This window comes from Moorena sp. SIO3H5 (assembly GCF_010692395.1).
Classification (GTDB): Bacteria; Cyanobacteriota; Cyanobacteriia; order Cyanobacteriales; family Coleofasciculaceae; genus Moorena.
Genome location: NZ_JAAHHS010000074.1, coordinates 1 through 25,315, shown reverse-complemented (window position 1 = coordinate 25,315; position 25,315 = coordinate 1). Strand labels below are relative to the sequence as shown.

Genomic DNA, 25,315 nt, shown 5'->3' with positions numbered 1-25,315 from the left:
TCTTGTGGTTGTTTGTCTTTTTTATTTTTTTTTTCAAGCAGAACACGGCTTACGGGATCCGGGTTCCTTCGTGCCAACTTAGAACCTCTTATGCAAATTGAGAATGAACCTCTTTGAGTGAGGAATCGGTTTTTTTCCACTGCGTTAACTGTCGCTTTTGTGACCTTTCGCCAGGGAAAGGGATATCCGGAGACATGATGTATTCCCTGTTGATTGAACACCTATCAATCGGACACTTCCGACTGTTCATCCAGTCTTTTAAGTCTCGCAGACAACGATTATAAAGTCGTCTGCAAGTTTCTAGCCAGCTCAACATCAATTCCTGTTGAGCGGCATCTGGATAAACGCGATAGGTGTAGTTCATGGTTAAGCTCATGCAGATATCTTAGCAAAAACTAGCCGAATGATAACTGTTGAGATATCCAGACCCCGTCCCGACACAAAATCGGAGATTATGGTGTCGGGATGAAAGTCGAGGCCCCTAAATTCCAGACCGCTAAAAATTCTAGAGAGGGCTCCCCTCCATCAAAATCATGGCGAAAGCCCTCTTCAGATTTAATTTAGCATCTACCTATACATTGTGTGTGTCACCTAGAGCACAAACCCTAATAACTTAAGAAATCGTTGCATAACTTCATGCTAAGTTTTGATAGTTAATAGTATTGGGCAAAGTGTTGGACAAAGTGTTGGACAAAAAGTTAACTAGCCACTCCTTGAGGTGATACGTAGCGCGGCAGTCATCTTCATTGTAGCGCTGGATCATTTCGAGAATAGAGTGATTGCCTGTTTGTAACCACTGGTCATACAAACACACAGATTGGGAGCCAGTCACATCGGGATCCCGCCACTCAAAGCCCAAGCATCTAGCCAGATTTTTCAGAGAATAACTCTCCACTGGCATGGTGACAGTATCAATAACTATTTGATGAATATCCACGAAACGATCTAACAGGGGTCTAACTATCTGTCGTGGAGTTTGGTAAAGGGTTGCTAAGCGCTTGACCGTGTCAACTTCATACTTTGAAAAATGGAAGATTGGGGCATCTGGATAACGCTCAACTAAGTCTAAAAATTGTAGCCAGATGAATCCTTCTTGCCAAGAATGTTCTGCGAATAGGTTATGGAAAGTCTCAGTTTCACTGCGTCGATCAATCACCAACACCCCTAGCAAATACTCCAGGGGCAAATCAGGCTGTGCTTCAATATCAAAATAAAGCTCAACAGATGCTGTCGGTAAAGAGTCTTGATTCGGGAGGTCTGCCGAGATTTTGGCATTACCATTCCCTCGCTCTAGTTGTTCGTATTCAAGTATACTAAAGTAATGTTTGGGATAAAGCAGCACCCGGTTTTGTACCTGAGATTGGGCTTGCTGCACCAGCTGGAAAGCTACTGAACTACCAAAGCTTGGCTCTAATTCACTAGTCGTGGACGTGGCTAAGGATTCGATTGTGGTTACTCCCAAAGCCTTCAAATCCTCATAGCGGCTGGGTGTTACTCCAGGCAATAGGGAAATGTGCTCCACAGATTTAGCGATCGCATAACAACTGTTATACCAACAGCAAAGACTACACCGCTGACGGGAAATGAACACCTCTGGTTTTTGCCGCTCCAATAGAGTCTCAATACATTCCGATAGCAGTTGTTCCATCAGTGGCACCCATCGTTCTATCACCACGGTGTAGCACTTTTGGTTACGCAAAATTAATGAGCCAGTGGTGGGGCAATGTCCTTGTACTGCTGCTAACAGCTGAGCACGGAAAGCGGTAAGGATTTTATACTCTGGCTTGGGTCGTTTGCTGAGTTTAATGGTAGTCGGAACATAGATCCAATCACCAAAATTAGAACGTCCCGGCTGTTTGACCAGTAAATCAGGAAAACATAGCAATGTCACCCCGTCACCAGTTGGCATCAACAGTACCCCTCCAGAAATGTACTCTGTCCCTTGTTCCATGAGTTTCAAGGTAGCCTGTGCAGCAGCGTGCCAATCTGTTCTGGGGTAGCGGGGTGAGTGGTGGGGGACAGTAGCGAGAATCTGTTGTTTATGGTCTCGGCTTTTCTGTTGCAGTTTCAGCAGAAAATCTGAGGGTGGGTCTTGCTCTGTGGGATCTCCATAAATGTCCAGAAACGCCCTACGCCGACAGCGTTTGTAATCTAAAAGTAATGCGTCCGTCAGCAGCATAATTATAGTTTCAGCTAACCCCGCATAGCTGGTGATACTCGGCGCTAGGCGTGAGATGTCACCAACCATGCAGGATGAATTAATCCGGTCAACCCCGATTGATGAATCAATCAAGAGTTTATCCCGCTTTTATTAATTTATGTAAATTTACGGAAACATTCACTGATCAACCAGGGATTACTTAACAATTATTTACATAAAGGCTTGACTTAATTTTACCGAATCCCACCGCTCAAAAGTCTAGTAATCACGGGCTTTTGCTCTCTAATCAACGGGAATAAAACCAATAGTGGCAACGGAAGGGACTTTTCCAAAAAAATTAGTAATGACACCGTGCTGGTAAAATCTTTATAAAAGATTAAATCTTTAAGAGATCACTGTAAGAGTCTATCTAAAACAGGAGAACACAAATTGACTTACTCAATCTTGCTTGCTGCTGCATCTGCCGTTCCCAACACCCTGGAATGGAGCCCGACAGTCGGAATCATCATGATTGTCTGCAATGTGCTAGCGATTGCCTTCGGAAAAGCTACTATCCAGAATCCTAGTGCAGGGCCCGCGTTGCCTATGCCTGAGTTCTTCGGTGGCATGGGTTTTCCTGCCCTACTGGCAACCACCAGCTTAGGTCACATTATAGGACTAGGCACTATCTTAGGATTGGCTAACATGGGCATTATCTAGAGCTTAAGAGCTCTAGGGTATAGGGCGAACTGGGATAGTCATGATGGTCAGGCTGATCCAGGGCTGATAATTTACAGCAGATTCTCACCCAGTCACTCGGTCATGCAGTAGTCCTAGACACGATTACCCTATACCCGATCTTCTAACAGGCATCCCTGCTTTGCTAATAGTGCTGTACCATAAGCAGCCGCTGTATGAAGGGATGTCAACATCGGTACCATGAGCTGACGCTCTCGAATCCTTGTCCAAGTAGCATTTTTAGCACCACCACCAGCTGTATAGACACCGGTTAACGGACTTGCTCCGAGCTGTTGCAACAAACGATACCCCCTAGCTTCAATTCGGGCTATGCTTTCAAGGATTCCTTGGAGAAAGTCCACGGAATTATCGGGTTTGGGTTCCAATCTTGGGGGGAGATCCGGGTCATTAATGGGAAAGCGATCGCCTGGTCTAAGTAAGGGATAATAATCCAGGGGGCTTTCTTGCTCGGGGTCGATTTGAGAGCTGAGACTTTCTAATTCTGTGTCAGTGAAAAAGTGGCGTAGTACTGCTCCACCGGTGTTCGATGCGCCACCGGTAAGCCATAAATTTCCCAATCGATGACTGTAAATCCCAAATTTGGCCTCTTCTACACGAGTCGTACTCAATAGTTTCAGTACCAAGGTAGACCCAAGGGAGGTTACTGCTTCACCTGGTTGTTTGGCACCACTAGCGATAAATGCGGCAATACTATCGGTGCTACCTGTACAGACTAGACAATCTGGTGATAATCCCAAGCGGTGAGCTACCTCAGGGGTTACAACTCCAACTGGTGTACCGGGAGCCAAGACGTTGGGTAGCATGGATGACACCGGTAGCTGTTTGATCCAGTCAGGATAGCAAAGATTTTCAGGATTATAACCAAGCTTTAAGGCATTGTGATAGTCACTAATGCCTAATTTGCCATGCAATAGAAAGGCTAACCAGTCGGCTTGATGGAGGAAGTATAGGGGATTAGTTTCAGCACAGCTTTTGTTGATCAGATCTGTACAGTGATACCACCACAGAAGTTTGGCAAGGCTGGAGGTAGCACTTAAAACGACATGGTTGGGAGGAGCAATGGTTCTAAGTTGTTCCATCACAGCTACTCCTCGTGGATCGTTGTAAAGGATTGGTGCATCTACAGGTTGACCGATGCGATCGCATAACAAAACCGTTGCGGAGGTGCCATTAATTGCGATCGCATTAATTTCAACCTTGATTGACTGGGGAATTTGCTCAATCAGGGAAAATAATACCTTCTGCCAGTGTGTTGCCGTATCGATGGTGATGGCTTGGACCGGAAAGGGATATTGAGTCTCGGCAAAGATAGTACCAACAGAGTCGATCACTACTGCCCGTGCGCCAGAGGTTCCGAAATCGATGCCTAGATAGACAGTCATTAGGGATTATGGATTAGGGATTATGGATTAGATTATGATGCAACCGTCAACATTCAACCTACCCTAAACCGAATCGCCAAGGGCGAACAACATTAAACCTACCCAGGGTAAATGCATCTAATTTTATGAGTCCTATATATTTTTTTTTATTAAATAAGCACTATATGTGAATAATTGCTTGTCAACAAAGACAATAGGGATGCAGTCAGCCAAAGGAGGTTTCCGACCCTCGCGCTTTGCATGGCTGACAAGCCAGGGGTTATTAAGAAATCTTCCGGGTTACTCAACAAGATGGGTTTACCCTGTTAATTTATATGGTAAAAAGTCATGTTTTGATTTGATATATCTAATATAATCAAATATCATTTTTATTAGAAGACAGCAAGGTGGAGACTGCTTTAAAACGTAATCCAAATCTAGATCTAACTACACTCTTGTCCCCTAACCTGAAGGGTAAGAAAGACCCCACAGATCCCCTAATTGGGCCGCGTCCAGATTGGTGGTGGACTGGGCTGCGACCTACAGAAGTCCTACATGTCATGCCGATACCAAATCTAGCCACCTGCACGCGCCACGAGATTCTGGACTATTTCGATAATGGCTGGCTGATCACCGAAGTTTTGTTGTCAGCACTACAGGGAGAACGGGCATTCTTCGACCCACCCTACCACCAACTTCGTCATCCTCTAATCTTTTATCTATGCCATCCTGCGGTACTCTACATCAACAAGCTTCGGCTAGCTGGACTCATCCATGAGTCGATTGATCCATACTTCGAGCAATTGTTTGAAACTGGCGTTGACGAGATGTCCTGGGACGATATGTCCAAGAATGAAATGGATTGGCCGTCAGTCCGTGAAGTAGTCGAGTATAGACGGAGTACCTATAAAATTGTCCGAGAATTGATTGAAACCCTGCCCGCCCTGGAAGACGGCCATCCACCTATCACTATGGACAATCCCGCATGGGCACTATTCCTAGGATTTGAACACGAACGCATCCACATGGAAACCTCCAGTGTCTTGCTACAAGAGTTGCCACTGTCGGTTTTGCGTCGGCCAGAACCATGGCCAAAGCTGCATCCTTCAGCATTTGCAGAGAGTCAGACCGTTGAGAACGAGTTAATCGCGGTTTCCAGCAAGACCGTGACCTTGGGTAAGCCTTGGGAAGAACCCTGCTTTGGTTGGGACAACGAGGTTAGAGTCGATGTCCCCTATTAAGGGGAGCACCTCTCCTTCAGAACCGGACGTGAGACTTTCATCTCATCCGGCTCCTAGATATTCTGGTCTTTTGACCTGCTCCAGTGGAGTTGTTGGTGACAACTTTGATGGATTGCTATTAGGTTCTTCTTTGACCAATTGTCATGGTTTCCATCGATGTGATGGAGGTGTACAGATTCGTCTATGGAGAACCTCAATCCACAGTGTCCACAAGAATGGCTCTGAGGTTTTAAAGCATCTGAAGTAGCATCGGAGTAGAGGGTGCTATTTCTCTGGCTCCAATAAACCAGGTCGCCGTCGTAGGGTGACTTGGTTCCCCTAACGTTTACGTGTTGGTTTTGCTTGTAACCTACCTTTGGGAATGCTTTGTCACATAGGCTGTTGGCCTTGTAACGGTTTACCTTCTTTTCCTTGCGGAATTTCCGGTTTGCTGTAATTCTTGGGAACCACAGTGAGTCCCGTGTGCTGCTCATGTCACAGCTACTGTGGTAGTTACGCCATCCGCGAACAACGGGTGCTAGCTTTTGGGCTTTTGTGTCAGCTCCATAATTCGAGTTGTTGACGATGTGTTTGATTTTGGCACGGATAGCTCTGTGATTGTCCACTGAGGGAGTACACGAGAACTTTCTGTTGCCCTTGACCCGGAAGTGCCAGCCCAAGAAATCGAATCCATCTGTCGCTGCGGTCAGTTTGGTCTTCTCTTCACTAATCTTCATCCCGCGTACTGCCAAAAAGTCTTTAATTCTCTGGAGTATTTTTGCAGCGTTGTCCTTCGGCTTTAAGATGAGCACCATGTCGTCGGCGTACCGTAGACTGGTGTGTATGTCCTCTATTCCATTAAGTGCCACATTGGCTAGTAGGGGGCTGACTACACCGCCTTGGGGAGTCCCTTGCATCGGGAATTCCGGATTGACGCCCGCTTTGAGGCACCTGAATATCCCCTGTTTCAGGGTTGCCGGTGCTAACAATCTATCCATGATGCTTTTATGGGAAATGCGGTCAAAACACTTCTCAATGTCTAGTTCCAGGATGCGTTTTTGGTGACCGTTTTTATTACTACCGAGGTGGCTAAACAATCTCTTTTGCACATCTTGGGTACAGCGTCCGGGTCGAAACCCGTAACTGTCCCCACTGAAGGTGGCCTCATGGGCTGGCTCCAGTGCGTATTTAGCTAGACACTGCCATGCTCTGTCGTCTATGGTTGGTATTTTCAACATCCGGGTTTTCCCGTTCTTTTTAAGGATTGGTACTTCCCGTAGTCCACTATGGTGCCAGTCACGGCCATGGCGGTTCAATGTCTCCACCAGTTCCATGCGTTGTCTGTAGTTTAGGGATGACTTCCCGTCCACTCCAGCCGTCTTTTTACCCTGGTTAAGCTGTGTCACTTGTCGGACAGCCAGGAGTTGTGCTGCACGAGATTTCAGAATCAGCTTCTGTAGAGACCGTGCTTTGCGCCTGTCTCCAGCTCGAACTGCTTTGTATAGGCGCTTTTGTAGGCGGAATAAGTTTAAGCGGAGTTTGTTCCACTCTTGCTTCTTCCAAAGTTCACTAGCGAGTTTCTCGCTGTGTCTAACCATGCTCTTCTCCAGTTTCTATACTCTGAATACCCGCAGGCAGTTTCCGCCTGCATCCTACCCGGCAGTGGGGATTCACTGGTAAGGTTTACCTGGGTTTCGACCGTTCCCAAGACCCAATTGCTGCCGTTTTTACTTGTTCCGTCTGTTAGATTGTTATGACGATTTAGGACAGTCCACTTCACCCACTCCCTCCTCGGAGGTTACAGCTATTACCACAATGATGCTGTGAGGATATGGGGAGTCATATACGTGCAGGGTTTTACCTGATTGAGAAACACGTTATCCGCATTGGATGCTTTTTCAGGACTTTCACTACTGTTATCCGTGTCGTCTTCCCGTTACCGGCAGTGTCCTGTTTCTGATACAGGTCTGATTCCGGCCTGATGCCAGCTTCGCTCTGAGGGTTATTACCAATCCTCTCGGCGTGGCCAGGTAGGGTGTCACTTCTCTCCTGAAGGGGTAGGGTTTTCACCTCCATCCGAACAGACAGTTATAACTTTTGGGGGAGCAACCCCCGCGAGTTACCCTAGTTATACCCCGCTCTCTGTATGCCTTTGGGCTTTTGGCTCTGGGCTTATTAGGAGCGGCTCTGACTAGGAACAAGCCACACTATGGTTTACGGCAGGTAAGGGTTCGGAGTTTTCAAGCCAGTCGATACTTAGTCACCAATGGTGAATTCTACGAGTTTGTTGTCGCTGGCGGATACCAGGAACCCAAATACTGGACACAAGAGGGCTGGGCCTGGAAGCAAAATCGCAATACTAAATGGCCGACCTTCTGGGTGGCTGATGGGCCAGCAGGACTGCACCAGTATCGACTGCGGACGCTGTTTGAGGTGGTGGATCTACCTTGGTCTTGGCCGGTTGCTGTCAACTGGTATGAAGCGAAAGCCTACTGTGCCTGGAAGACTGAGCAGGATAACAGCCCTATCCCTTACAGACTTTTAACGGAAGCCGAACATCATTGCTTGGGCGGGGGCAATGAGCCAGTTAATTTGAATCTAACTTGGGGATCTCAAACCCCAGTGAATGCTCTACTGCCTAACGAAGCTGGATTTTACGATGTCTTCGGCAATGTCTGGCATTGGTGTGAGGATGACTTCAATCCCTTGGAAGGGTTCCGGGTCCACCGGCTCTATGATGACTTTAGTACCCCTTGTTTCGACGGTGAACATAAGATGATTCTCGGGGGGTCTTTCATAAGTAGTGGTGATGAAGCGACCCGGTGGGGAAGGTTTCACTTCCGGCCTCACTTCTTCCAGCACGCAGGATTCAGGCTAGTTCGATCTGATGATGGCGACGCCACCTGCGATGCGGTACTGATTAGTAGCCAAAGCAATGGGGTTAAAGCCTATGAAGGTGAGAAAATTCTAGCAGAAAACCTGATGCTGCATTATGGGTCGGCTGATGAAGCAATGCCCTACAACTTCGGGCCGAAGGATGCGGTGGGATTTCCTCAAAGCATTGCTACACTAACCTTGAAGACAGCCGAACACCTGGGAATCAAGACCAATCGGGCTTTGGATGTTGGGTGCTCCGTTGGCGGCTCAACCTTCGAGCTGGCCCGGGGATTCGAGTCAGTGTTAGGGATCGACCTCAGTGCCACCTTTATTGAAGCTGCAGAAACGCTACGTAGCGAAGGCAGACTGGTTTATCGTCGCCGCGATGAAGGAGAAAACACGAGCCAAGCTGAAGTTTGTTTGCCAGAAGACCTGGATCGCAGTCGGGTGATCTTCCGCCGTGCGGATGCCTGTGCGTTGCCCCCTGAACTCGTTGGGTTCGATGTGGTGTTAGCGGCTAATCTTATTTGTCGTCTACCGAGTCCTAGAGCATTTCTCAGTCGGTTGTGCGGCGCACGCGGGCTAGTAAGGTCAGGTGGACTACTGGTACTAGCAACACCGTTCACCTGGGATGAGCGTTTCACGCCACGGGATGCTTGGCTGGGCGGGCATGATGGCAAGCCTTCCTTTGCTACATTACAACCAGAGCTAAACCGAGATTTTGAATTGCTCGAAACACAGGATATGCCCTTCTTGATCCGGGAACACGCTCGTAAGTTCCAGTATGTTATCACCTTAGTCAGTGTGTGGAAACGGCGTGACAGTTAAAAAATTTCAGAACCTTGGGTCTTTGGTACTTACTGTTATAAATTGATAGTCTAGCACAGTAAGTACCGAAGACAACAAAAATTTAGAGTATCTTATCAAAATGAACAAATTCAAAGCGATAATCGACAGGGCTAGCAATGAGGCAGATGAGGAACTTAAAATCCTACAGGATCTTGAAATCTTTGTTCTAGATAATTCTGTTCGTGAAACTACTGTGGGGACTGCTCGTGGTCATGTTCTTGAAGATAAAATCAACATCTTAAAGGCTATTGCTGAAACTGAACTCAATGAAGTGATTCTTGGCACTTATGGAGCTAACAGAAACGTTGATGACCAAATTCCAAAACATTGGATTGAGTTGGGTGGATCCTTAGATAATATGTGGGGATTTAGCGAAGCTTACAGTGCTTTAGATAAATATGGAGTTCCCATTGATGAGCCAGCAGATGGATTGTTGGAAATGGTCAACGATCATAAGATGAGTAATGCTATTATCGAAATAGATTTATGTAGTCCTTCCATCAATTATGAGCAGTTCGATCTCAACCAGTTCATTTTAAACCAAGTAGAGTGGGCTAATAAAAATTTGATTCCACGTGGTGAAAAAAAACTCCCTCCACGCATTCTTGTAAATTTAAGAGATTTCGCAAATTTTGAAACCGATACAGAGGGTTTGACCAGAGCTCTATATCTGATTGAATCCTTGGGAAATCTGCCCAGTGATCAGCGTCCTTTTGGACTGATGATTGAGGAACCAACCGGTTTTTTGCTTCCAGAAACTGTAAGCAAACTGACTCGTATTATTCGTGAAACCATGATTTCGGCAAATTGGTCAAATGGTAAACTACTTGTGCATGTACATTGTGGTTTTGGCCTTGCAGAGTCAACAGTTTTAGAAGCATTGGCGAATGGTGCTGATGGGATATGGAGTGCCGTTTGCAAGGCTGGGGCAGCTTTAGGGCATTCATGCTCAAGTATTACATTAACAAATTTAGCCCGGCTTGGCAATAACTTTGTAACTCGTACATACAACCTGCCAGCAATTATTAAAGCTGCACGCAAAGTACATACAATTGCATCAAAAGAACCTGTCCCTAGGGATCAGGAAGTCTATGGAAAGGAAGCCTTCGATCTCGTGTTCGGTGGATGGCATGGATTCATGGGAGATAAAATGGGTGCTGTTGCCAGCATGATTGGTGTTAAGCAAACTATTAGAATCAGTGATTTTGCCAATGCTGAAATGCTACATCAAGCTATGATTGAACGATTTGGCGAACCTGAAAAAACAGGATGGGATGAAAACTTATGCAAAAAGATGGAAGAAAAAATTGATGAGCACTTACTTCGAGGAAACAGCTTTAACTACAATACCATCATTGGGTTAGCCCAACTGTATGAATATAGTGGAGGATGTATTTCATCATCTATGCTTAAAATTATCACCTCAGATAGCGATATTACTGATGAACACCCACTTATCATTACTCTGAAACAACGATGGAAAAAGTTGTCAGAAAAACTGAATTCGGCTTCTCCTAAAAATCAAGAATATCTGACTTCAAAGTCTAGCATATTTTGGCAAAATCCAGAGATTCCTAAAACGATGGAAGAGATACCCATCAATCATTTTATTGATGATATTTTACCAGGTTTTAATGTCACAGAAAAACAAAGGGAGATGATTCGAAATTTGTTAGATATTGACGGTAACGGTTATGTCTCTTGGCAAGAGTTTGTCTTTCGTTTGAAATGGGCAATACAACAGAAAGGTCTAATGTACTACCCAACACCGGAAGCATTAATTTTGGGAACTTTTGAATTCATCTTACAGGACTTTTCATAGCGATGCAGAGGTGCGACCCGTGGCGAATTTAATTACGGGTCAAGCGCACCTAAATTGATAATTTATAATTTGGAATTTTAGTGCATTCTACATTCTACCAAAATTAAATCTTTAGCTCACGGCAAAACCTGTATACTGCCGTACTTTAGGATGGCGGAAACCAAGTACAATATCGTTTGCGGGAATACCTGCTTCCAGTAAATCGGTAGCAATCCCCTCTTCCGTATCATCGTATTGAATCCAAATTGTGTCACCAATTAAATCTAGGTGAATTGGTGTAGCGTGTAGGTAATAGTCATCATTCCAACCGATGTCTAATACTAAATAGTGTCCTCGCTGATCATCGAAAAGCACTTTAGAGTCATAGCTGTCAGGTAAGGAAGCACGATAGTCAGCGTGTTCCATTAATACTTTTTTGATGATGTCTTGGTAGTTTAATCTGGTATCCATTGAATGAGTGTTTCACTGTCGTGATCAAAAACAATTAATTTGATAATTTGGTTCTTTATCAATACCTTTCCCAATTCTATGGTAAACACGTTTTTAAAGGTTAGTCTAGAAATGGCAAGATAAAGACGGCGCTCTACACCCATTTCATCCATTACTTGACGATACAAGATATACTGCCCTAAAGCCTGCTCTAAATCTTTTACATCAGACTTTCCTACAAAACTCTTAACTTCAACAACAATTTTTTGTATTCCTTTTTCAGCACTAATTAAACGTTCCGCACCAAGATCAGCAGATAAGCGTTTGTTGCCTATCTGTAGGGGAAATGGATCATGGGTAATTGTCCAGCCATCCTTTTGTAAGGCACGCTTTACCGTATTGTGGTATATGTCTCGCCTTGCCATCTCAATCTCTTCCCTCTAGCATCATCCTCAACTAGGATGGAAACTCAAATAGCGATCGCATTAGAAAAGCCTATTCCTCAAACATGCCCTATAATTAACCCACTTAGCACTAAGCACTCAGCAGTCCTTCCTGTCGGGGGTACTCCTGTAAAACCTCCTTCAAATACTTCCCGGTATAGGACTTAGGATTTTCTGCTACCTCCTCTGGTGTTCCTGAGGCAATTACTTCTCCCCCTTTATCCCCACCTTCTGGTCCTAAGTCTATTACCCAATCAGCACAGCGAATCACATCTAAATTGTGTTCAATCACCAAAACAGAATTTCCTTTATCTACCAAGCGCTGCAATACATTCAACAAGTGATGAACATCATAAAATGACAATCCTGTTGTCGGTTCATCGATTAAATACAATGTCTTTCCCGTTGCCCGACGTGACAATTCTGTTGCCAACTTCACCCGCTGTGCTTCTCCACCAGATAATGTTGGTGCTGGTTGCCCTAAGTGGATATATCCTAACCCCACATCTACTAAGGTTTGTAACCGAGATGCTGCTCTTGGAATATTCTTAAATACCTCCAAGGCTTCTTCCACTGGCATATTTAAAATATCAGCAATGGAATATCCTTTATACTTGACTTGCAACGTTTCTCTATTATATCTCGCTCCCTTACAAATGTCACATTGTACATAGACATCTGGCAAAAAGTTCATCTCAATGATATTCACACCCTGTCCCGAACAAGCTTCGCAACGTCCTCCTTTTACATTAAACGAAAATTGCCCTGGCTTGTAACCTCTGGCTTTAGCTTCAATAGTTTTAGAAAATACCTCTCGAATTGCATCAAACACTCCTGTATAGGTAGCAGGATTAGACCGGGGAGTGCGACCAATAGGAGATTGATCGATTACGATTGCTTTATTAATAGCGTTGAGTCCCTCAACTTGATCCAATTGTTTGGGAAAGGGGACTTTACGAGTCAGATGATGTTGTAATGCCGGATAAAGTAATTCGTTTACTAAGGTAGATTTTCCAGATCCAGACACACCTGTAATGGTGACTAACTCACCTAGTGGTATCTCTACTTCAATGTGTTTGAGATTGTTACGATGAGCATTTTTAATCACCAAGGAACGACCATTACCCTCTCGACGTTTACTAGGGGTTTCAATTACTTGCCGTTTTGATAAATACGCTCCGGTCAGGGAATTATCACTTTTGATTACAGTCTCTAAATCCCCTTGAGCAACAATTTTGCCCCCATGAATTCCAGCTTTCGGACCAATATCGACAATATGATCGGCAGTGCGAATGGTTTCTTCATCATGTTCTACAACAATCAAGGTATTCCCCAAATCCCGCAATTTGATTAGGGTAGTCAGTAACCGTCCATTATCTCTTTGGTGCAATCCAATACTCGGTTCATCTAATACATACAGAACTCCAGTTAAGCCTGCGCCAATCTGAGTCGCTAGGCGAATCCGCTGAGCTTCTCCACCGGAAAGGGTCATGGCTGGACGATCAAGGGTAAGATAATCTAATCCTACATCAAGCAGAAATTGTAATCGGGCTTTAATTTCTTTGAGGGCAAGGTCACCAATTTTAGCTTGGCGGGGGGAGAGTTGTAAGTTATCAATCCGTTGACGACATTGGCGAATTGAGACACTAGTTAAATCATCAATATGATATTGTCCTAAGCGCACCGATAGTGCTTCTGGTTTAAGCCGTTTACCATGACACTCTGGGCAAGGTTGATAAATTAAATACTGCTCTAGTTTGTGTTTTGAGGCTTCCGAATTAGTGTCTTTATACTGTTTTTCTAGAATCGGGATAATGCCAGGATAGCGTTTGTAGTACCCTTTTTCTTTGCCATAAGCAGAATCATTTTGAATGTAGATTTTTTCGTCGGTGCCGTAGAGCAGAATGTTTTGTTGTTCAGAGCTTAGCTGATTCCAGGGAGTTTGGATTTCAAAACCATAGGCTTCTCCTACGCTATAGAGTAGTGAGATGTAGTAGGTGTTGTCTTTTTCTGACCAGGGGGCAATAGCACTATATAAGGGTTGAGTAGGGTCAGGTACTACTAGTTCTGGAGAAAAAGTTTGTAAATTACCGATACCGTGACAAAATGAACAAGCACCATAGGGGGAGTTAAAGGAAAATAATCGGGGAGATAATTCTTCCATTACTGCCCCATGTTCTGGGCAAGCAAAGTTTTCTGAAAATACTATTTCTTGGGGAATCTCTTGGTCAGATGAACTGCCCTTTTTGCGAGCAGTACGTCTATAATTATGATCAGATAATACCTCGGCTGGCTGTGCTGAGGTATTATCTAAAACTTGGATAACTGCAATTCCAGTAGAACGTTTTAGGCAAGTAGCAAGGGAATCGGTAATCCGTTCTTGAATACTAGGCTTTTTGATGAGACGGTCAACCACCACTTCAATGTTGTGGGTATAATTTTTATCCAGTTCGATGGTATCGGAGAGGTCAAAGGTTTCACCATCGACTCTGACCCGCACAAATCCTTCCGTGGCTAAGCTGGATAATAGTTTCTTGTGAGTGCCTTTTTTGCCTCGGATAACGGGAGCCAGGATATGGAAGCGAGTCCGGTCAGGCAGTTCCATAATGCGATCGCACATCTGGTCGATGGTCTGGGGCGCAATATTGCGATCGCATTTGGGACAATGGGGTTCACCAGCCCGTCCAAACAGTAATCGCAGGTAATCGTAAATCTCTGTAACTGTACCAACCGTGGAACGGGGGTTATGGGAGGTAGATTTCTGGTCAATGGAGATAGCAGGGCTTAAGCCTTCGATGGCATCTACATCCGGTTTATCCAGTTGTCCCAGGAATTGACGAGCATAGGCACTAAGGGATTCTACATAACGGCGTTGTCCTTCCGCAAAGATAGTGTCGAATGCCAGGGAGGATTTGCCGGAACCGGAAACACCAGTAAAGACAATAATGCGATCGCGTGGCAGTTCGAGATCAATGTTTTTCAGGTTATGCTGTCTAGCCCCCCGAATCCGAATGGTGTTTTGAGCAGAGTTAGGGGTGTGGTCCTGGGTGTGGTTGAGGTTAGAGGATTTTGGCATGACCGACAGCTGCTTTAAATTCCTTAACAATAGTAGCGCTATCCGTTGCTATAGTAATGTTTTACCTAAGCATTCAGACCTTCGCTCGACGCCCTCTAGCTTTCAGCTTGAGCGATCGCAGATTGAAATTGTATAGTTTTTGTATAGTTTTCAGTAAGCTCGCGCACACTCCAAACCCCACTCCCGAGCTCCTGAGCCCCCCTGCACCCTTACCGATTCAATCTATAAATTAGATGCCTCACAGCTTACCCATTACCCAAGAATAGATATTATAGTTACTTAAATCGAGATCTTGCACCAGTACAAAAAAACTTAATAACGGAAGTGATAACAATCAATTTCAGTACTGAGAGACTCAAATATTATCACTGTTCCCTGTTCCCCGTTCCCTGTTCCCTAGCTTGACAGGTAAATTTTAAACTTGGTGCAAGACCTGAGTTAATCCGACATGTTCTGACCATTAATTCTAAATCAAATGATATTACTATGGCATCGAAAATTCTGGAATTTTTTGCGTCGTGAAAACCTTGATAAAGTACTGGTTATTATTTTTATAATCATTACTATTAACACTATCACTATCTCCTGGCTGGAACCAGATATCTCAAAAGCAGATGCTTTCTGGTGGAGCATCGTAACCCTAACAACGGTTGGCTATGGTGATATCACCCCTGTCACAGTTGGTGGTCGCTTTATGGCTATTCTCGATATGTTTGTGGGGATTGGATTCTTAGCCATATTCACCGCTACCATTGCTGGTATTTTTGTCGATAAAAAAATCAAAAATGATCTAGGTATGGCATCTTATAAATTTAAGAATCATTTGATTATTTGCGAATGGAATCATAGAGCACAATTTATCATCAATGAATTGCGAAAATTGCCTAAAACTCAAGATGATAAAATTATTTTAATAGCCAATATAGACCGGAAGCCCATCGAAGACAATAATTTGTTTTTTATTAAGGGCAATGTATGTGATGAAACTTTGAATCGAGCCAACTTGATGCAGGCGAGAACTGTTATCATTTTAGGGGATGACAGTATAGATGACACAGCTCGCGACGCAAAAGTTATACTTTCTACCCTGACAGTAGAGAGTATTAATCCCAATGCTTACACAGTTGTGGAGCTGGTAGATGAAACTCATGTTAAATCCTGTCAGCGGGCTAAGGTTGACGAAATCATCGTTAGCAGTGAGTTAAGTAGCATGCTCATTTCCCAAGCTGCTCTTAACCATGGAATTACCAAAGTTGTCTCGGAAATATTAAGTACTAAAGATGGCAACAAGCTTTATAAGATTGCGATTCCTGACTCTCGGGTTGGTAGTTCTTTTATGGAAGTATTTACTTATATGAAGCAAGCCTATCAAAGTATTGTCTTAGCAGTACAAAAAGGAATTGAAGGAGATGTTATCTCCAATCCACCGACAGATTACAAACTTGAGCATGGTGACTATTTAATTGTTGTTGCTCAACACGAACCACGACTGCTACATAAATCTTAAACGAGAAATATTCAAAGTAAGGTTGACCTGTGACCTGTGATGTGCTAATTGACCATTGTAAATGGTTAATTGTAAAGAGTTAATTATAATTTTAAGTAAATCTACTAACATCCTTCCAGGATAAGTAGTCAACTACAAATAATATCCATTCGTCATGATTCCAGGCTAAGAGATGCTGGAAATTATCAGTAAATTATCAGCAAATTTTAAGCCTCTATTCAGCAACAGTTAAACCAAGAAACCAATAATTCTAGTCAAGCTACTAACCTAGGATTATCCACTTGATTAAGTGTCAGCAAAATCAGTTTTAAAGATTTAGTTTTAAAGACTTAGTTTTAAAGACTTAGTTTTAAACACTTAGCTGATTAACTCTAGGGATAATGATGTAGCTACATAGATAGTTAAGCAACAAAATCATTGGCCAATCTACCATATTGATCACGATCACCATGAAGCATTCAATTATTAAATCACTCAAAATCGTCACCATGGTTACCGTAACCTCTACACTAGCCATGGCATCTAGCGCAACAGCAGCTACCCTCAAGGTGACAATTGAAAGCCTGGCACCGGAAAACGGCACCTTATTGACTCCAGTCTGGGTTGGTTTTCATAATGGTTTGTTTGATATTTATGATCGGGGTGAGGCAGCGTCACTAGGACTGGAGCGCATTGCTGAGGATGGCAATGCAGCAGTGCTTAGTCAAGAGTTTTTTGCTAGTGGTGCGGGTTCAGTTGATGGGGTAATTCCTGGTCCAAATGGTCCAGTTGCTTCTGGGGATATTGCCCAAGCCACATTTACTGTAGATTCTAGTAGCCGTTACTTCAGCTACGCATCAATGATTCTCCCCAGTAATGATGCTTTCATTGCTAATGGCAACCCCTTGGCTATTGAGATTTTTGATGAACAAGGTAATTTCACTGGAGCTGACTTTACCGTTCTCGGTTCTCAAGTTCTCGATGCAGGTACAGAAGTTAACGACGAGCAGCAGACGACTACTGCCTTCTTCGGTCAAACTACTCCTGATACCGGTACACCAGAAAACGGAGTAGTTACCCTGCATCCAGGTTTTATCCCAGGTGGACCAATTTTATCAACTGAGACATTTGCTCAAGGCGACTTCACAGTGGATGGCTACCAGATAGCACGTATCAAAGTCGAGAAAGTGCCAGAATCCTCTACTACTGGAGCATTACTTGCTATCGGTGGCTTGTTATGGCTGGGTAGCCGCTGGCGTCAGAGTCTTAACAGATTCGCCTAAATCCCTTTGGCAATTGACCATTGACAATTTTTAATTGTTTTCCCTGTTTGATGAAAAAGCACAGAGTCCATGGGTAGGGTGGGCAAAACCTTGCCCACCCTACAGGTAGCTACATAAGTAGTCAACATCAGGACTTACGCACAGAGTCCATGGGTAGGGTGGGCAAGGTTTTGCCCACCCTACAGGTAGATAAATGCGATGAAGCGTTCGCGTAGCGTGGCCTACGGCCTCAGCTTCCGCTAAAAGCGATCGCACTATTTCTCAGGCTTGACTTGAACCTAGTGCGTTCGCGAAGGGTCGGCTTTGCCGAATCGCTTTTTTTTCACCAGTGCTTCTCCCCATTTCCCGCCTTTCCCGACACCCTACCCCCGACACCCTACCCCCGACTCCCGACACCCTACTCCCTACTCCCTACTCCCTACCCCTTGACCAACCGCAAAGTTCAAGAGATAATTTTCTTGTAATTATTTAACAAATCTTAAAATAATAACCTTGCAGTACGAGCCAAGAACCATTTCTGACTACTACCGCCAGCGTTCTCGGCTAGTCTGGGGGCGCAGGATTGCTCTGGTAGGGGCATTGATTACCTTTAGCATCAGGCTAGCCTGGGATTTCGTTACCGGTAGCCTTACCCAAAATCAGCCTCAACGAGCCTGGGAATTTCGCGAAAAGCTAACTAAGCTTGGTCCAACCTTCATTAAATTGGGACAAATCCTTTCCTGTCGTCCTGATATTGTTCCTCCTATTTATTTAGAGGAACTCACTAAATTACAAGACCAATTACCTCCTTTCCCTAATCAGATTGCCTATCAGTTAATTGAAGAAGAATTAGGGGATAACTATAACAACATCTATGGCTCCCTGAGCGACAAACCGGTAGCTGCTGCTTCCCTAGGACAAGTGTACAAAGGGACACTCAAAACTGGTGAAATTGTAGCAGTAAAGGTGCAACGCCCTGGTCTGGTAGAGTGTATTTCCCTAGATATCTATATCCTGCGGAAAATAGCAGCATGGGCCCAAGAATCAATATCCTTTGTTCACAGCGACCTAGTAGCACTTATCGACGAACTAGCTATTTGCTTGTTTGAAGAAATGGACTATACCCAGGAAGGTCGCAATGCGGAACGATTTGCCCAACTTTACGGTGACATAAACAATATCGCTGTACCACGTATCTACTGGCAATACTCGGGGCGGCGGGTGTTAACTATGGAGTGGATCACTGGGACTAAATTGACGGAACTAGAAACCATTAAAGCCCAGGGATTAGACCCGAATACCCTGATTGATGTGGGATTTCAGTGTTGCTTGCGGCAACTTTTAGAAGAAGGTTACTTCCATGCTGACCCTCACCCTGGCAATTTATTGGCTACCCCTGATGGTAAATTGGCTTATCTTGACTTTGGCATGATGAGCTCAGTAGAACCGTCTTATCGGTATCGGTTACTCGAATCGGTTGTCCATATTGTTATTGGTGATTTTGAAGGTTTAGCAAAAGACTATAAGAAACTCGACTTTTTGCCACCGGAGACAGATGTGACCTCGCTGATTCCTGAACTCACTGATATTTTTGGTGGGGTCATGGAAGCTACTGTGTCAACATTCGGCTTTAATCGTATTATTCGGAAGCTATCCCCGTTACTTTATAAATATCCATTTAAATTACCCACTTACTACCTCCTGATTTTCCGCAGTGCCGCTACTTTAGAAGGGATAGCGATTAAACTTAATCCAAATTTTCAGCCCTTCAATGAAACTTATCCCTATGTTGCCCAACGCCTGTTGACAGATTCATCCCCTGAATTAAGGGCTTGTTTAAAGGAGATTGTGTATCAGGATGATGAAATTCAATGGCATGTTTTGGAGGAGTTATTAGGTCAGGTGCGCACAAGTAAGAAGTTTGATATTAGTGCGCTTCTAAACCAGGGGTTAGAATTTCTCTACTCCGAGCAAGGTAGTCTATTCCGTAATGCTCTGGTTGAAGAGATGGTTACCAGTTTAGAGAATCTTTCATACAAGACTCTTGGACAAATAACTGCATCGGTGGGCTTGGCGGTTAATGTAACTGGAAAATTAGAGTCTCCTAACCTGGAGCGGATGGAAAAGATTGGGGCTATGATTATTGAATCCTCTAGGTTTGACCTAGAATCGGTACCGAAGATGCTGGAACTTTTGTTAAAGCAGGAAACTCAACGGCTAGGTCAACAAATTGCTTCCGAAATTGCTAGGCGGATGTTTCGGTAACAGAAAAGTTATAGCCCTGGGCCCAGGGAATAGGGAATAGGGAATAGGGAATGATGCGCGCTTTTCACATAGCGCTGCATCTCTTTTTCACTTTTTATTGGGTCACTTTTTATTAGTCAGTTGCTCTGGATTAGGATAATCAGGATAATCAAATTGTAGTGAGTATTCACATATCAAGTTAATGCTGATAGCTGAATGATTACCTTTGGGATTAGCCGTAGGCCAAGCTACGCTCCGGAAGCGTTTCGGCAAAGCCGCGCCAAAGGCGATTAGCCCGAAGGGCTACGCTACGCGATCGCATCTAAATTCTAAATTCTTAATTCTCAATTCTTAATTCTCAATTCTTAATTCTCAATTCCCTAAAACCTAATACGGTAAACTAACCGTAAATGTCGTACCTTCTCCCAACTGACTCTTGAGAGAAATCTCACCACCATGAGCGTCCACACATTGTTTAACAATAGCTAGTCCCAAGCCACTACCAGGAATTGTGCCAACATTGCTAGCACGATTGAAAGGCTGAAATAGTTGCGGTTGCTCTTCTGGGGGAATGCCCATCCCCTGGTCTTGAATCCGGAAGATAACACATTCTGTCTGAGCAATCAGTTCAAACAGAACGGTTCCCCCAGTGGGTGAGTACTTAATAGCGTTGGTGAGCAAATTGCTAAAGATGTGTCGCAGCAATCTTTCATCCCATAGGGCTTCCTTCAATTCCCCTTGACTGGTAAAAACTAGCTGATGGTTGTTGTTGGTAATGATTTGTAACTCTTCCACTAATTGGTGACAAAACCGTTTCAAATCTAACCGAGTAGGTTGAAACAGGAGTTTGCCGGAATCAGCTTTACTAATTAATGAAACCTCATCCAACAACTCGGCCATGTTTTTAATGGCTGAGCGAATTAGCCGCAAATGAACCAGTTTTTTCTCTTTAGGTAATTGTTCCTCTTTGTCTTGGAGCAATCCAGAACAAAGAAGGATTGTATTTAAGGGATTACGAAAGTCGTGAGAGAGCATGGAAACAAATTCGGCTTTGCGCTGGTTGACTTCTTTGGCTCTAACCAACTCAGCGGTTTGTTCCTGAACCTGACTTTCTAGGGCTTGATTTTCTTGTCGTAATGCAACTGCTGCCTGCTTACGTTCAATAGCATAGCGCAAGGAACGAACCAGCATTTTTCCCTTGACTTGCCGCTTGACTAGATAATCTTGTGCTCCCTGACGAACTGCTTCAATGGCTAATTCATCATCATTGGTATTGGTTAGCACTACAATCGGTAAACTAGGCGCTTGCTTGATCAAGGGTCCGAGGGATGCTAGTCCGTGGCTGTCCGGTAGAGTCAGATCTAATAAGATCACATCGTAGGGAATTGAGATTGCTCTAGCCTCAGCGATTTCCTGGAGTGCATCCCGCAACCGCTTGACATGAACTAGACTAAACTGCCTGAACTGAGCTTCTTTCAAAAACTCTTGTAACAATCTGGCTTCTGCCAGGTTGTCCTCGATTAACAAGATTTTTAGTGAGCCTTCAGGCATTACCTTTTAGTATTCCTTCCTGCGAGTTTCTGTTAGTCAACCCTGATGTCTCATCCCTAGTTTCTCATGGCTGATGCCTAATCTCTAATCCCTAATCCCTTTATGGTGATGGCAGGGTGACGGTCGAGAGCCAAAACTCTTCAATTCCTTTGACGATTTTGAATAACTCGCTAAGATTGCGGGATTTGGTGATGTAGCAATTCACATGCAAGTCGTAACTATGGAAAATGTCATCCTGATTTCTTGAGGTAGTTAATACCACCACAGGAATCCGTTTGAGATTAGGGTCAGCCTTAATCTCTGCGAGCACCTCTCGACCATCCTTTTTTGGCAAGTTTAAATCTAGCACGATCAGGTCTGGACGGACGGCATCAGCATACTCTCCTTCTTGGTGTAAGTAAGCCATAGCGTCCATGCCATTTCTGACCGTTACTACCTGGTGGGGTACCGAGCTATTTTTTAACGCTTCTTGGATTAAGCGAATATCGGCTTTATTGTCTTCAACCAAAAATATGATTTTGTGTCTTTCGTCCGTTTCTACGCTCACGCTCGCGTCCCCTTACTGGAATTGTAAAATAGAAGGTGGCACCGTGACCTAGTTCTGACTCTACCCAAATTTTGCCACGGTGGCACTCCAAAATCTTTTTACAGATAGCCAAACCCATACCTGTGCCAGGATACTCATCCCTGGTGTGCAGACGTTGGAAGATCACGAAAATGCGATCGCTAAACTGCGGTTCAATGCCAATGCCATTATCCTGCACTGAAAATAGCCATGAATCCTCCAGTCGTTTTGCACCCACATGGATTTCTGGCGGCTGTTCACTGCGGAACTTAATCGCATTACCGATTAAGTTCTGGAACAGTTGCATCAACTGGGTGCTATCAGCCATAACTGTTGGAAACGGGTCATGGGTAATCACTGCCCCAGTTTCACGGATGCGTCCCCGCAAATTAGCCAGAGCATGGTCTAAGGCCGTCTCCACTTCCGTCAGTTTAAACTCAATGCCCTGCAAATCGACTTTCGAGTAAGCCAACACATCATCAATCAGGGTTTGCATGAGGCTGACTCCCTCAACCGCAAAGGTAATAAACTCGCTGGCATCTTCGTCAAGTCGGTCATTATAGCGCATTTCTAACAGCTGCACATAATTCGCCACTTGATTCAAGGGTTCTTGCAGGTCATGGGATGCCACATAAGCAAACTTTTTCAGTTCAGCATTGGAACGTTCTAGATCCTGAGCCAATTGAGCCAATTCATCAGCTTGGCGCAGGACAATATTAATCAGTGCTTTCCTCAGTTCCAGTGCTGTCTTAATTTCTACCTGTTTCCAGGGTAAAGAGGTTAAGCGAACAGTTTCTTTCCACAGTTCAAAGGATTTACGGGGCGACAGTTGCAAAGTCCCCTCTGTGTGCTTTGTTTCAAAAGCTTTAGTTGGGTCACCCCCCCAATTAACAGTTTGAATCACCTCTGGTCGGAACCACAGCACATAGTTTCTCTTGGAAATGGGGATAGCTAGCAGGCCACTACCAATATCTTTAAACCGTTGTGCATCAGGATAAAGGCGAGGCAGGGAATCAGTATAGAACACCTCTTCATTAACATTCTGTTTCAGCCATTGCACCAAAAAGTTCAGGTCTTCTTCACTAGGGGTATCACCAATAACCGTAAAATTATCCCCAAAACAAATTGCTGCACCTTGAGCATTAGTCAAGTCCAGTAAATTAGGGTCATGCTTAACTAAGCCATCAATAAAGTTTTCTTCTTGGGACATATACTCAATCAATATCGATTGAGTATAGGACAACTTCATCTTATAGTCATAGTCTTCCGTCTCTTCTCGGGCTGAAATTTCTGAGAAAATGACTCGTCCTAAAAATTCGCAAGCTTTGCGCAACTCATAGGATACATACTTAGGGGTTTGATGATGACAAGCAATAAGTCCCCAGAGTTTTTTATCTTTAATTAGTGAAATCGTCAAAGACGCCCCAACTCCCATATTGTGGAGGTATTGGATATGACAGGGGGAAGCACTTCTGAGAATCGATAATGTTAAATCAAGGGGGCGATTGGTGATCGGGTTATCGGTAGGAAAAATCTCAACAGGTTGGGAATTGGCATCTGGAATTAAGCGGATCCAATTGGAACAGAATAATCGTCTAGCTGGTTTAGGAATATCGGATTCTGGATAGTGTAAGCCTAGGTAAGATTCCAGACTGTCTAGTTTTTCTTCGGCAATAACGGCTCCATGGTCATCATCTTCAAATTTATAGAGCATCACCCGGTCAAACCCAGTGACCTTTCGCACCTCTTTGACAATTATCTGACAAAAATCTCGGAGGTTTGAGGTTTGTTGAAGCTGGTTGATGGAGGCTCTTGCTAGATGATAAAAGCTTAAAAATGGGATAGTCTCACGGGAAACTGCTGGTTCTAATTCCAGAATCAGACAGCCATCTGAGTTACGATGAAACACACCATCAAATACTGCGTAATCATCCCCTTTTTTCCTCGCCCAAATTTTAGTAGGATTGATCAGGTCTAGATTTTCCTCAGATAACCCAGCTTTAATTCTCTCCACTTGGAATGGGTCAAGTACATCTTCTAGGGTTTTTTCTAGCATCGCTTCGACAGGGATTCCCAAAACCCTAGAGGTATTGTTGCTAACTTGTAATATTTTTAGCTCAGGCTCTTCCAGTACCAACAGTCCCCCATGAGGCTGAATTTGACCAATTACATGGATCGGTTCGTGATCCAATTTGGTTTGTTGTGCTGGTAAATTTATTCCTACCATAATTCTCCGACCTTAATCCAGGATTATCAACAGTTATACGACTTCTGTCAGGAAGTCTCCTCGATTACCAATATCATTCCAAATACTATTTCTAATACTATTTAGTTTTTTCCTTGTGAATCTTTAAGCGAACTTACCTATGACTACCTAGTATTTTATAGTATATCCCAGTAAGTCAAGGATTAGGTCTAGAGTAATTTTTAAAAAAATATTAAATTTTTTGATATTGCCTTGAGATATTCTGCTGTTTATGGGATTCCTCTTGCTATCAAGGAGAATATTAGGCTTGTTTCTAAAACAAAATTAATAATAATACGTAAAAACTCAATACTTAATAATTTAACTTAACAAAAAACGTTAACTTTGATGGGTGGATCTCCCTTTGGCAAAAATACGACCATTGAACCCTAATATCATGTCAGGAGAGCTACCGTTAATAAAATTCTCCCCATCTCCCCATCTCCCCATCTCCCCATCTCCCTATCTCCCCCATCTCCCCCATCTCCCCATCTCCCTTACAGCCGCAGGTGCAATGTGTCGCAAAGCTGATCAAAATAGGATTGAAAGTCTTTTGTCGTTGATAGCTCAGAGGGGAAGATGGCTTTATGGATTGCTTCTCCAACTGCTTTGGCTAAGGGTGGTGGTACAGCATTACCAACCTGTCTGTATCGTGATGTTTTAGAACCTTTGAATACAAAATGATCAGGAAAGGATTGGAGTCTAGCTGATTCCCGTACCGTCAGCCGTCTTACTCCTTCAATTGTTCCTGATCTCGGCTTTCCCCCATTCATTAAATCACGGTGATACACCAGTAAAACACCTTCAGGATCAATAATATGGGTACGGTAACCTCCCCTAGTAGCGGTAATGGTAGGACTTGGTGCATCGAAATTGATTGCTTTTCCCCCACCCTTGACTAGGGTTCCTGTCCAAGGGGTAGGACTAAGAACGGGTTGATTGGCATAGGAAACGTTAGTGGTATTGGGTTTTATACCTATGATATG

General features: G+C 44.0%; 19 protein-coding genes. 8 read left to right on the top strand and 11 right to left on the bottom strand.

The genetic code is table 11. From position 1 onward, the window contains the following. Positions 1–88: 88 nt before the first annotated feature. Both F6K52_RS11225 and F6K52_RS11220 read right to left on the bottom strand, forming a co-directional pair. Complete coding sequence (locus F6K52_RS11225; protein WP_293077403.1) at positions 89–364, bottom strand: helix-turn-helix domain-containing protein; 276 nt, start codon at positions 362–364, stop codon at positions 89–91. A 270-nt stretch (positions 365–634) separates the two neighbouring features. Beyond that, complete coding sequence (locus F6K52_RS11220; protein WP_293077405.1) at positions 635–2,179, bottom strand: TM0106 family RecB-like putative nuclease; 1,545 nt, start codon at positions 2,177–2,179, stop codon at positions 635–637. A 411-nt stretch (positions 2,180–2,590) separates the two neighbouring features. Here F6K52_RS11220 and psaK point away from each other — a divergent pair, with 411 nt between their 5' ends. Continuing rightward, positions 2,591–2,860 carry a photosystem I reaction center subunit PsaK gene (gene psaK / locus F6K52_RS11215; protein WP_293077401.1) on the top strand — a complete coding sequence of 90 codons (270 nt, stop codon included), beginning with the start codon at positions 2,591–2,593 and terminating at the stop codon, positions 2,858–2,860. A gap of 128 nt (positions 2,861–2,988) precedes the next feature. Here the strand turns inward: psaK and F6K52_RS11210 are convergent, their stop codons facing one another. Then, positions 2,989–4,281 (bottom strand): FGGY-family carbohydrate kinase, encoded by a 1,293-nt coding sequence (locus F6K52_RS11210; protein ID WP_293077399.1) that lies wholly within the window; start codon positions 4,279–4,281, stop codon positions 2,989–2,991. A 386-nt stretch (positions 4,282–4,667) separates the two neighbouring features. Between F6K52_RS11210 and F6K52_RS11205 the strand changes: the two genes are divergently transcribed. Continuing rightward, positions 4,668–5,501: a hypothetical protein gene (locus tag F6K52_RS11205; protein WP_293077397.1), complete on the top strand. Its 834-nt coding sequence runs from the start codon at positions 4,668–4,670 to the stop codon at positions 5,499–5,501. Between the two features lie 53 nt (positions 5,502–5,554). Here F6K52_RS11205 and F6K52_RS11200 read toward each other — a convergent pair whose 3' ends face one another. Beyond that, on the bottom strand, positions 5,555–7,078 hold the full coding sequence (locus F6K52_RS11200; protein WP_293077395.1) for a reverse transcriptase domain-containing protein: 1,524 nt from the start codon (positions 7,076–7,078) through the stop codon (positions 5,555–5,557). Positions 7,079–7,577: 499 nt separating this feature from the next. Between F6K52_RS11200 and F6K52_RS11195 the strand changes: the two genes are divergently transcribed. Together F6K52_RS11195 and F6K52_RS11190 are read left to right on the top strand one after the other, a co-directional pair. After that, positions 7,578–9,185: a putative 4-mercaptohistidine N1-methyltransferase gene (locus tag F6K52_RS11195; RefSeq protein WP_293077393.1), complete on the top strand. Its 1,608-nt coding sequence runs from the start codon at positions 7,578–7,580 to the stop codon at positions 9,183–9,185. A gap of 100 nt (positions 9,186–9,285) precedes the next feature. Beyond that, positions 9,286–11,028, top strand: coding sequence for a hypothetical protein (locus tag F6K52_RS11190; RefSeq protein WP_293077391.1), 1,743 nt, complete (start codon positions 9,286–9,288; stop codon positions 11,026–11,028). A gap of 111 nt (positions 11,029–11,139) precedes the next feature. On the opposite strand, the gene F6K52_RS11185 is transcribed toward F6K52_RS11190, so the two are convergent. From F6K52_RS11185 to uvrA, 3 genes are all read right to left on the bottom strand, one after another. Next, positions 11,140–11,478: a XisI protein gene (locus tag F6K52_RS11185; protein ID WP_293077389.1), complete on the bottom strand. Its 339-nt coding sequence runs from the start codon at positions 11,476–11,478 to the stop codon at positions 11,140–11,142. Then, positions 11,463–11,882 (bottom strand): element excision factor XisH family protein, encoded by a 420-nt coding sequence (locus F6K52_RS11180; protein ID WP_293077388.1) that lies wholly within the window; start codon positions 11,880–11,882, stop codon positions 11,463–11,465. The genes F6K52_RS11185 and F6K52_RS11180 overlap by 16 nt, the downstream gene beginning before the upstream one ends. 109 nt (positions 11,883–11,991) lie before the next feature. Beyond that, positions 11,992–14,976 (bottom strand): excinuclease ABC subunit UvrA, encoded by a 2,985-nt coding sequence (uvrA, locus tag F6K52_RS11175; RefSeq protein WP_293077387.1) that lies wholly within the window; start codon positions 14,974–14,976, stop codon positions 11,992–11,994. Positions 14,977–15,451: 475 nt separating this feature from the next. Here uvrA and F6K52_RS11170 point away from each other — a divergent pair, with 475 nt between their 5' ends. The 4 genes from F6K52_RS11170 (at position 15,452) to F6K52_RS11155 (ending at position 19,989) form a co-directional block, all read left to right on the top strand. Then, positions 15,452–16,483, top strand: a complete 1,032-nt coding sequence (locus F6K52_RS11170) for a potassium channel family protein (protein WP_293077385.1) — start codon at positions 15,452–15,454, stop codon at positions 16,481–16,483. A gap of 449 nt (positions 16,484–16,932) precedes the next feature. Next, on the top strand, positions 16,933–17,745 hold the full coding sequence (locus F6K52_RS11165) for a spondin domain-containing protein (RefSeq protein ID WP_293077383.1): 813 nt from the start codon (positions 16,933–16,935) through the stop codon (positions 17,743–17,745). 328 nt (positions 17,746–18,073) lie between these two features. Next, the gene (locus tag F6K52_RS11160; protein WP_293077381.1) at positions 18,074–18,217 is read left to right on the top strand and encodes a hypothetical protein; all 144 of its coding nucleotides are present in this window, start codon (positions 18,074–18,076) and stop codon (positions 18,215–18,217) included. Between the two features lie 20 nt (positions 18,218–18,237). Further along, the gene (locus F6K52_RS11155; protein WP_293077379.1) at positions 18,238–19,989 is read left to right on the top strand and encodes an AarF/ABC1/UbiB kinase family protein; all 1,752 of its coding nucleotides are present in this window, start codon (positions 18,238–18,240) and stop codon (positions 19,987–19,989) included. A 366-nt stretch (positions 19,990–20,355) separates the two neighbouring features. Here the strand turns inward: F6K52_RS11155 and F6K52_RS11150 are convergent, their stop codons facing one another. From F6K52_RS11150 to F6K52_RS11135, 4 genes are all read right to left on the bottom strand, one after another. Then, a complete protein-coding gene (locus F6K52_RS11150; protein WP_293077377.1) occupies positions 20,356–21,519 on the bottom strand; it encodes a hybrid sensor histidine kinase/response regulator in 1,164 nt (387 codons plus the stop codon). A gap of 100 nt (positions 21,520–21,619) precedes the next feature. After that, positions 21,620–22,027: a response regulator gene (locus F6K52_RS11145; protein ID WP_293077375.1), complete on the bottom strand. Its 408-nt coding sequence runs from the start codon at positions 22,025–22,027 to the stop codon at positions 21,620–21,622. Further along, entirely contained in the window at positions 22,020–24,311 is a 2,292-nt protein-coding gene (locus F6K52_RS11140) for an ATP-binding protein (protein ID WP_293077373.1), read from the bottom strand. The genes F6K52_RS11145 and F6K52_RS11140 overlap by 8 nt, the downstream gene beginning before the upstream one ends. 515 nt (positions 24,312–24,826) lie before the next feature. Then, on the bottom strand, positions 24,827–25,315 hold a 489-nt coding region (locus F6K52_RS11135; protein ID WP_293077371.1), incomplete at its 5' end, for a DNA cytosine methyltransferase.

Excerpts from the sequence above, each read along its gene's own strand:
- F6K52_RS11210 (WP_293077399.1), bottom strand. The coding sequence starts at position 4,281 with ATGACTGTCTATCTAGGCATCGATTTCGGAACCTCTGGCGCACGGGCA.
- F6K52_RS11150 (WP_293077377.1), bottom strand. The coding sequence starts at position 21,519 with ATGCCTGAAGGCTCACTAAAAATCTTGTTAATCGAGGACAACCTGGCA.
- F6K52_RS11140 (WP_293077373.1), bottom strand. The coding sequence starts at position 24,311 with ATGGTAGGAATAAATTTACCAGCACAACAAACCAAATTGGATCACGAA.
- F6K52_RS11185 (WP_293077389.1), bottom strand. The coding sequence starts at position 11,478 with ATGGATACCAGATTAAACTACCAAGACATCATCAAAAAAGTATTAATG.
- F6K52_RS11200 (WP_293077395.1), bottom strand. The coding sequence starts at position 7,078 with ATGGTTAGACACAGCGAGAAACTCGCTAGTGAACTTTGGAAGAAGCAA.
- F6K52_RS11170 (WP_293077385.1), top strand. The coding sequence starts at position 15,452 with ATGATATTACTATGGCATCGAAAATTCTGGAATTTTTTGCGTCGTGAA.
- F6K52_RS11180 (WP_293077388.1), bottom strand. The coding sequence starts at position 11,882 with ATGGCAAGGCGAGACATATACCACAATACGGTAAAGCGTGCCTTACAA.
- F6K52_RS11225 (WP_293077403.1), bottom strand. The coding sequence starts at position 364 with ATGAACTACACCTATCGCGTTTATCCAGATGCCGCTCAACAGGAATTG.
- F6K52_RS11190 (WP_293077391.1), top strand. The coding sequence starts at position 9,286 with ATGAACAAATTCAAAGCGATAATCGACAGGGCTAGCAATGAGGCAGAT.
- uvrA (WP_293077387.1), bottom strand. The coding sequence starts at position 14,976 with ATGCCAAAATCCTCTAACCTCAACCACACCCAGGACCACACCCCTAAC.
- F6K52_RS11165 (WP_293077383.1), top strand. The coding sequence starts at position 16,933 with ATGAAGCATTCAATTATTAAATCACTCAAAATCGTCACCATGGTTACC.
- F6K52_RS11220 (WP_293077405.1), bottom strand. The coding sequence starts at position 2,179 with ATGCTGCTGACGGACGCATTACTTTTAGATTACAAACGCTGTCGGCGT.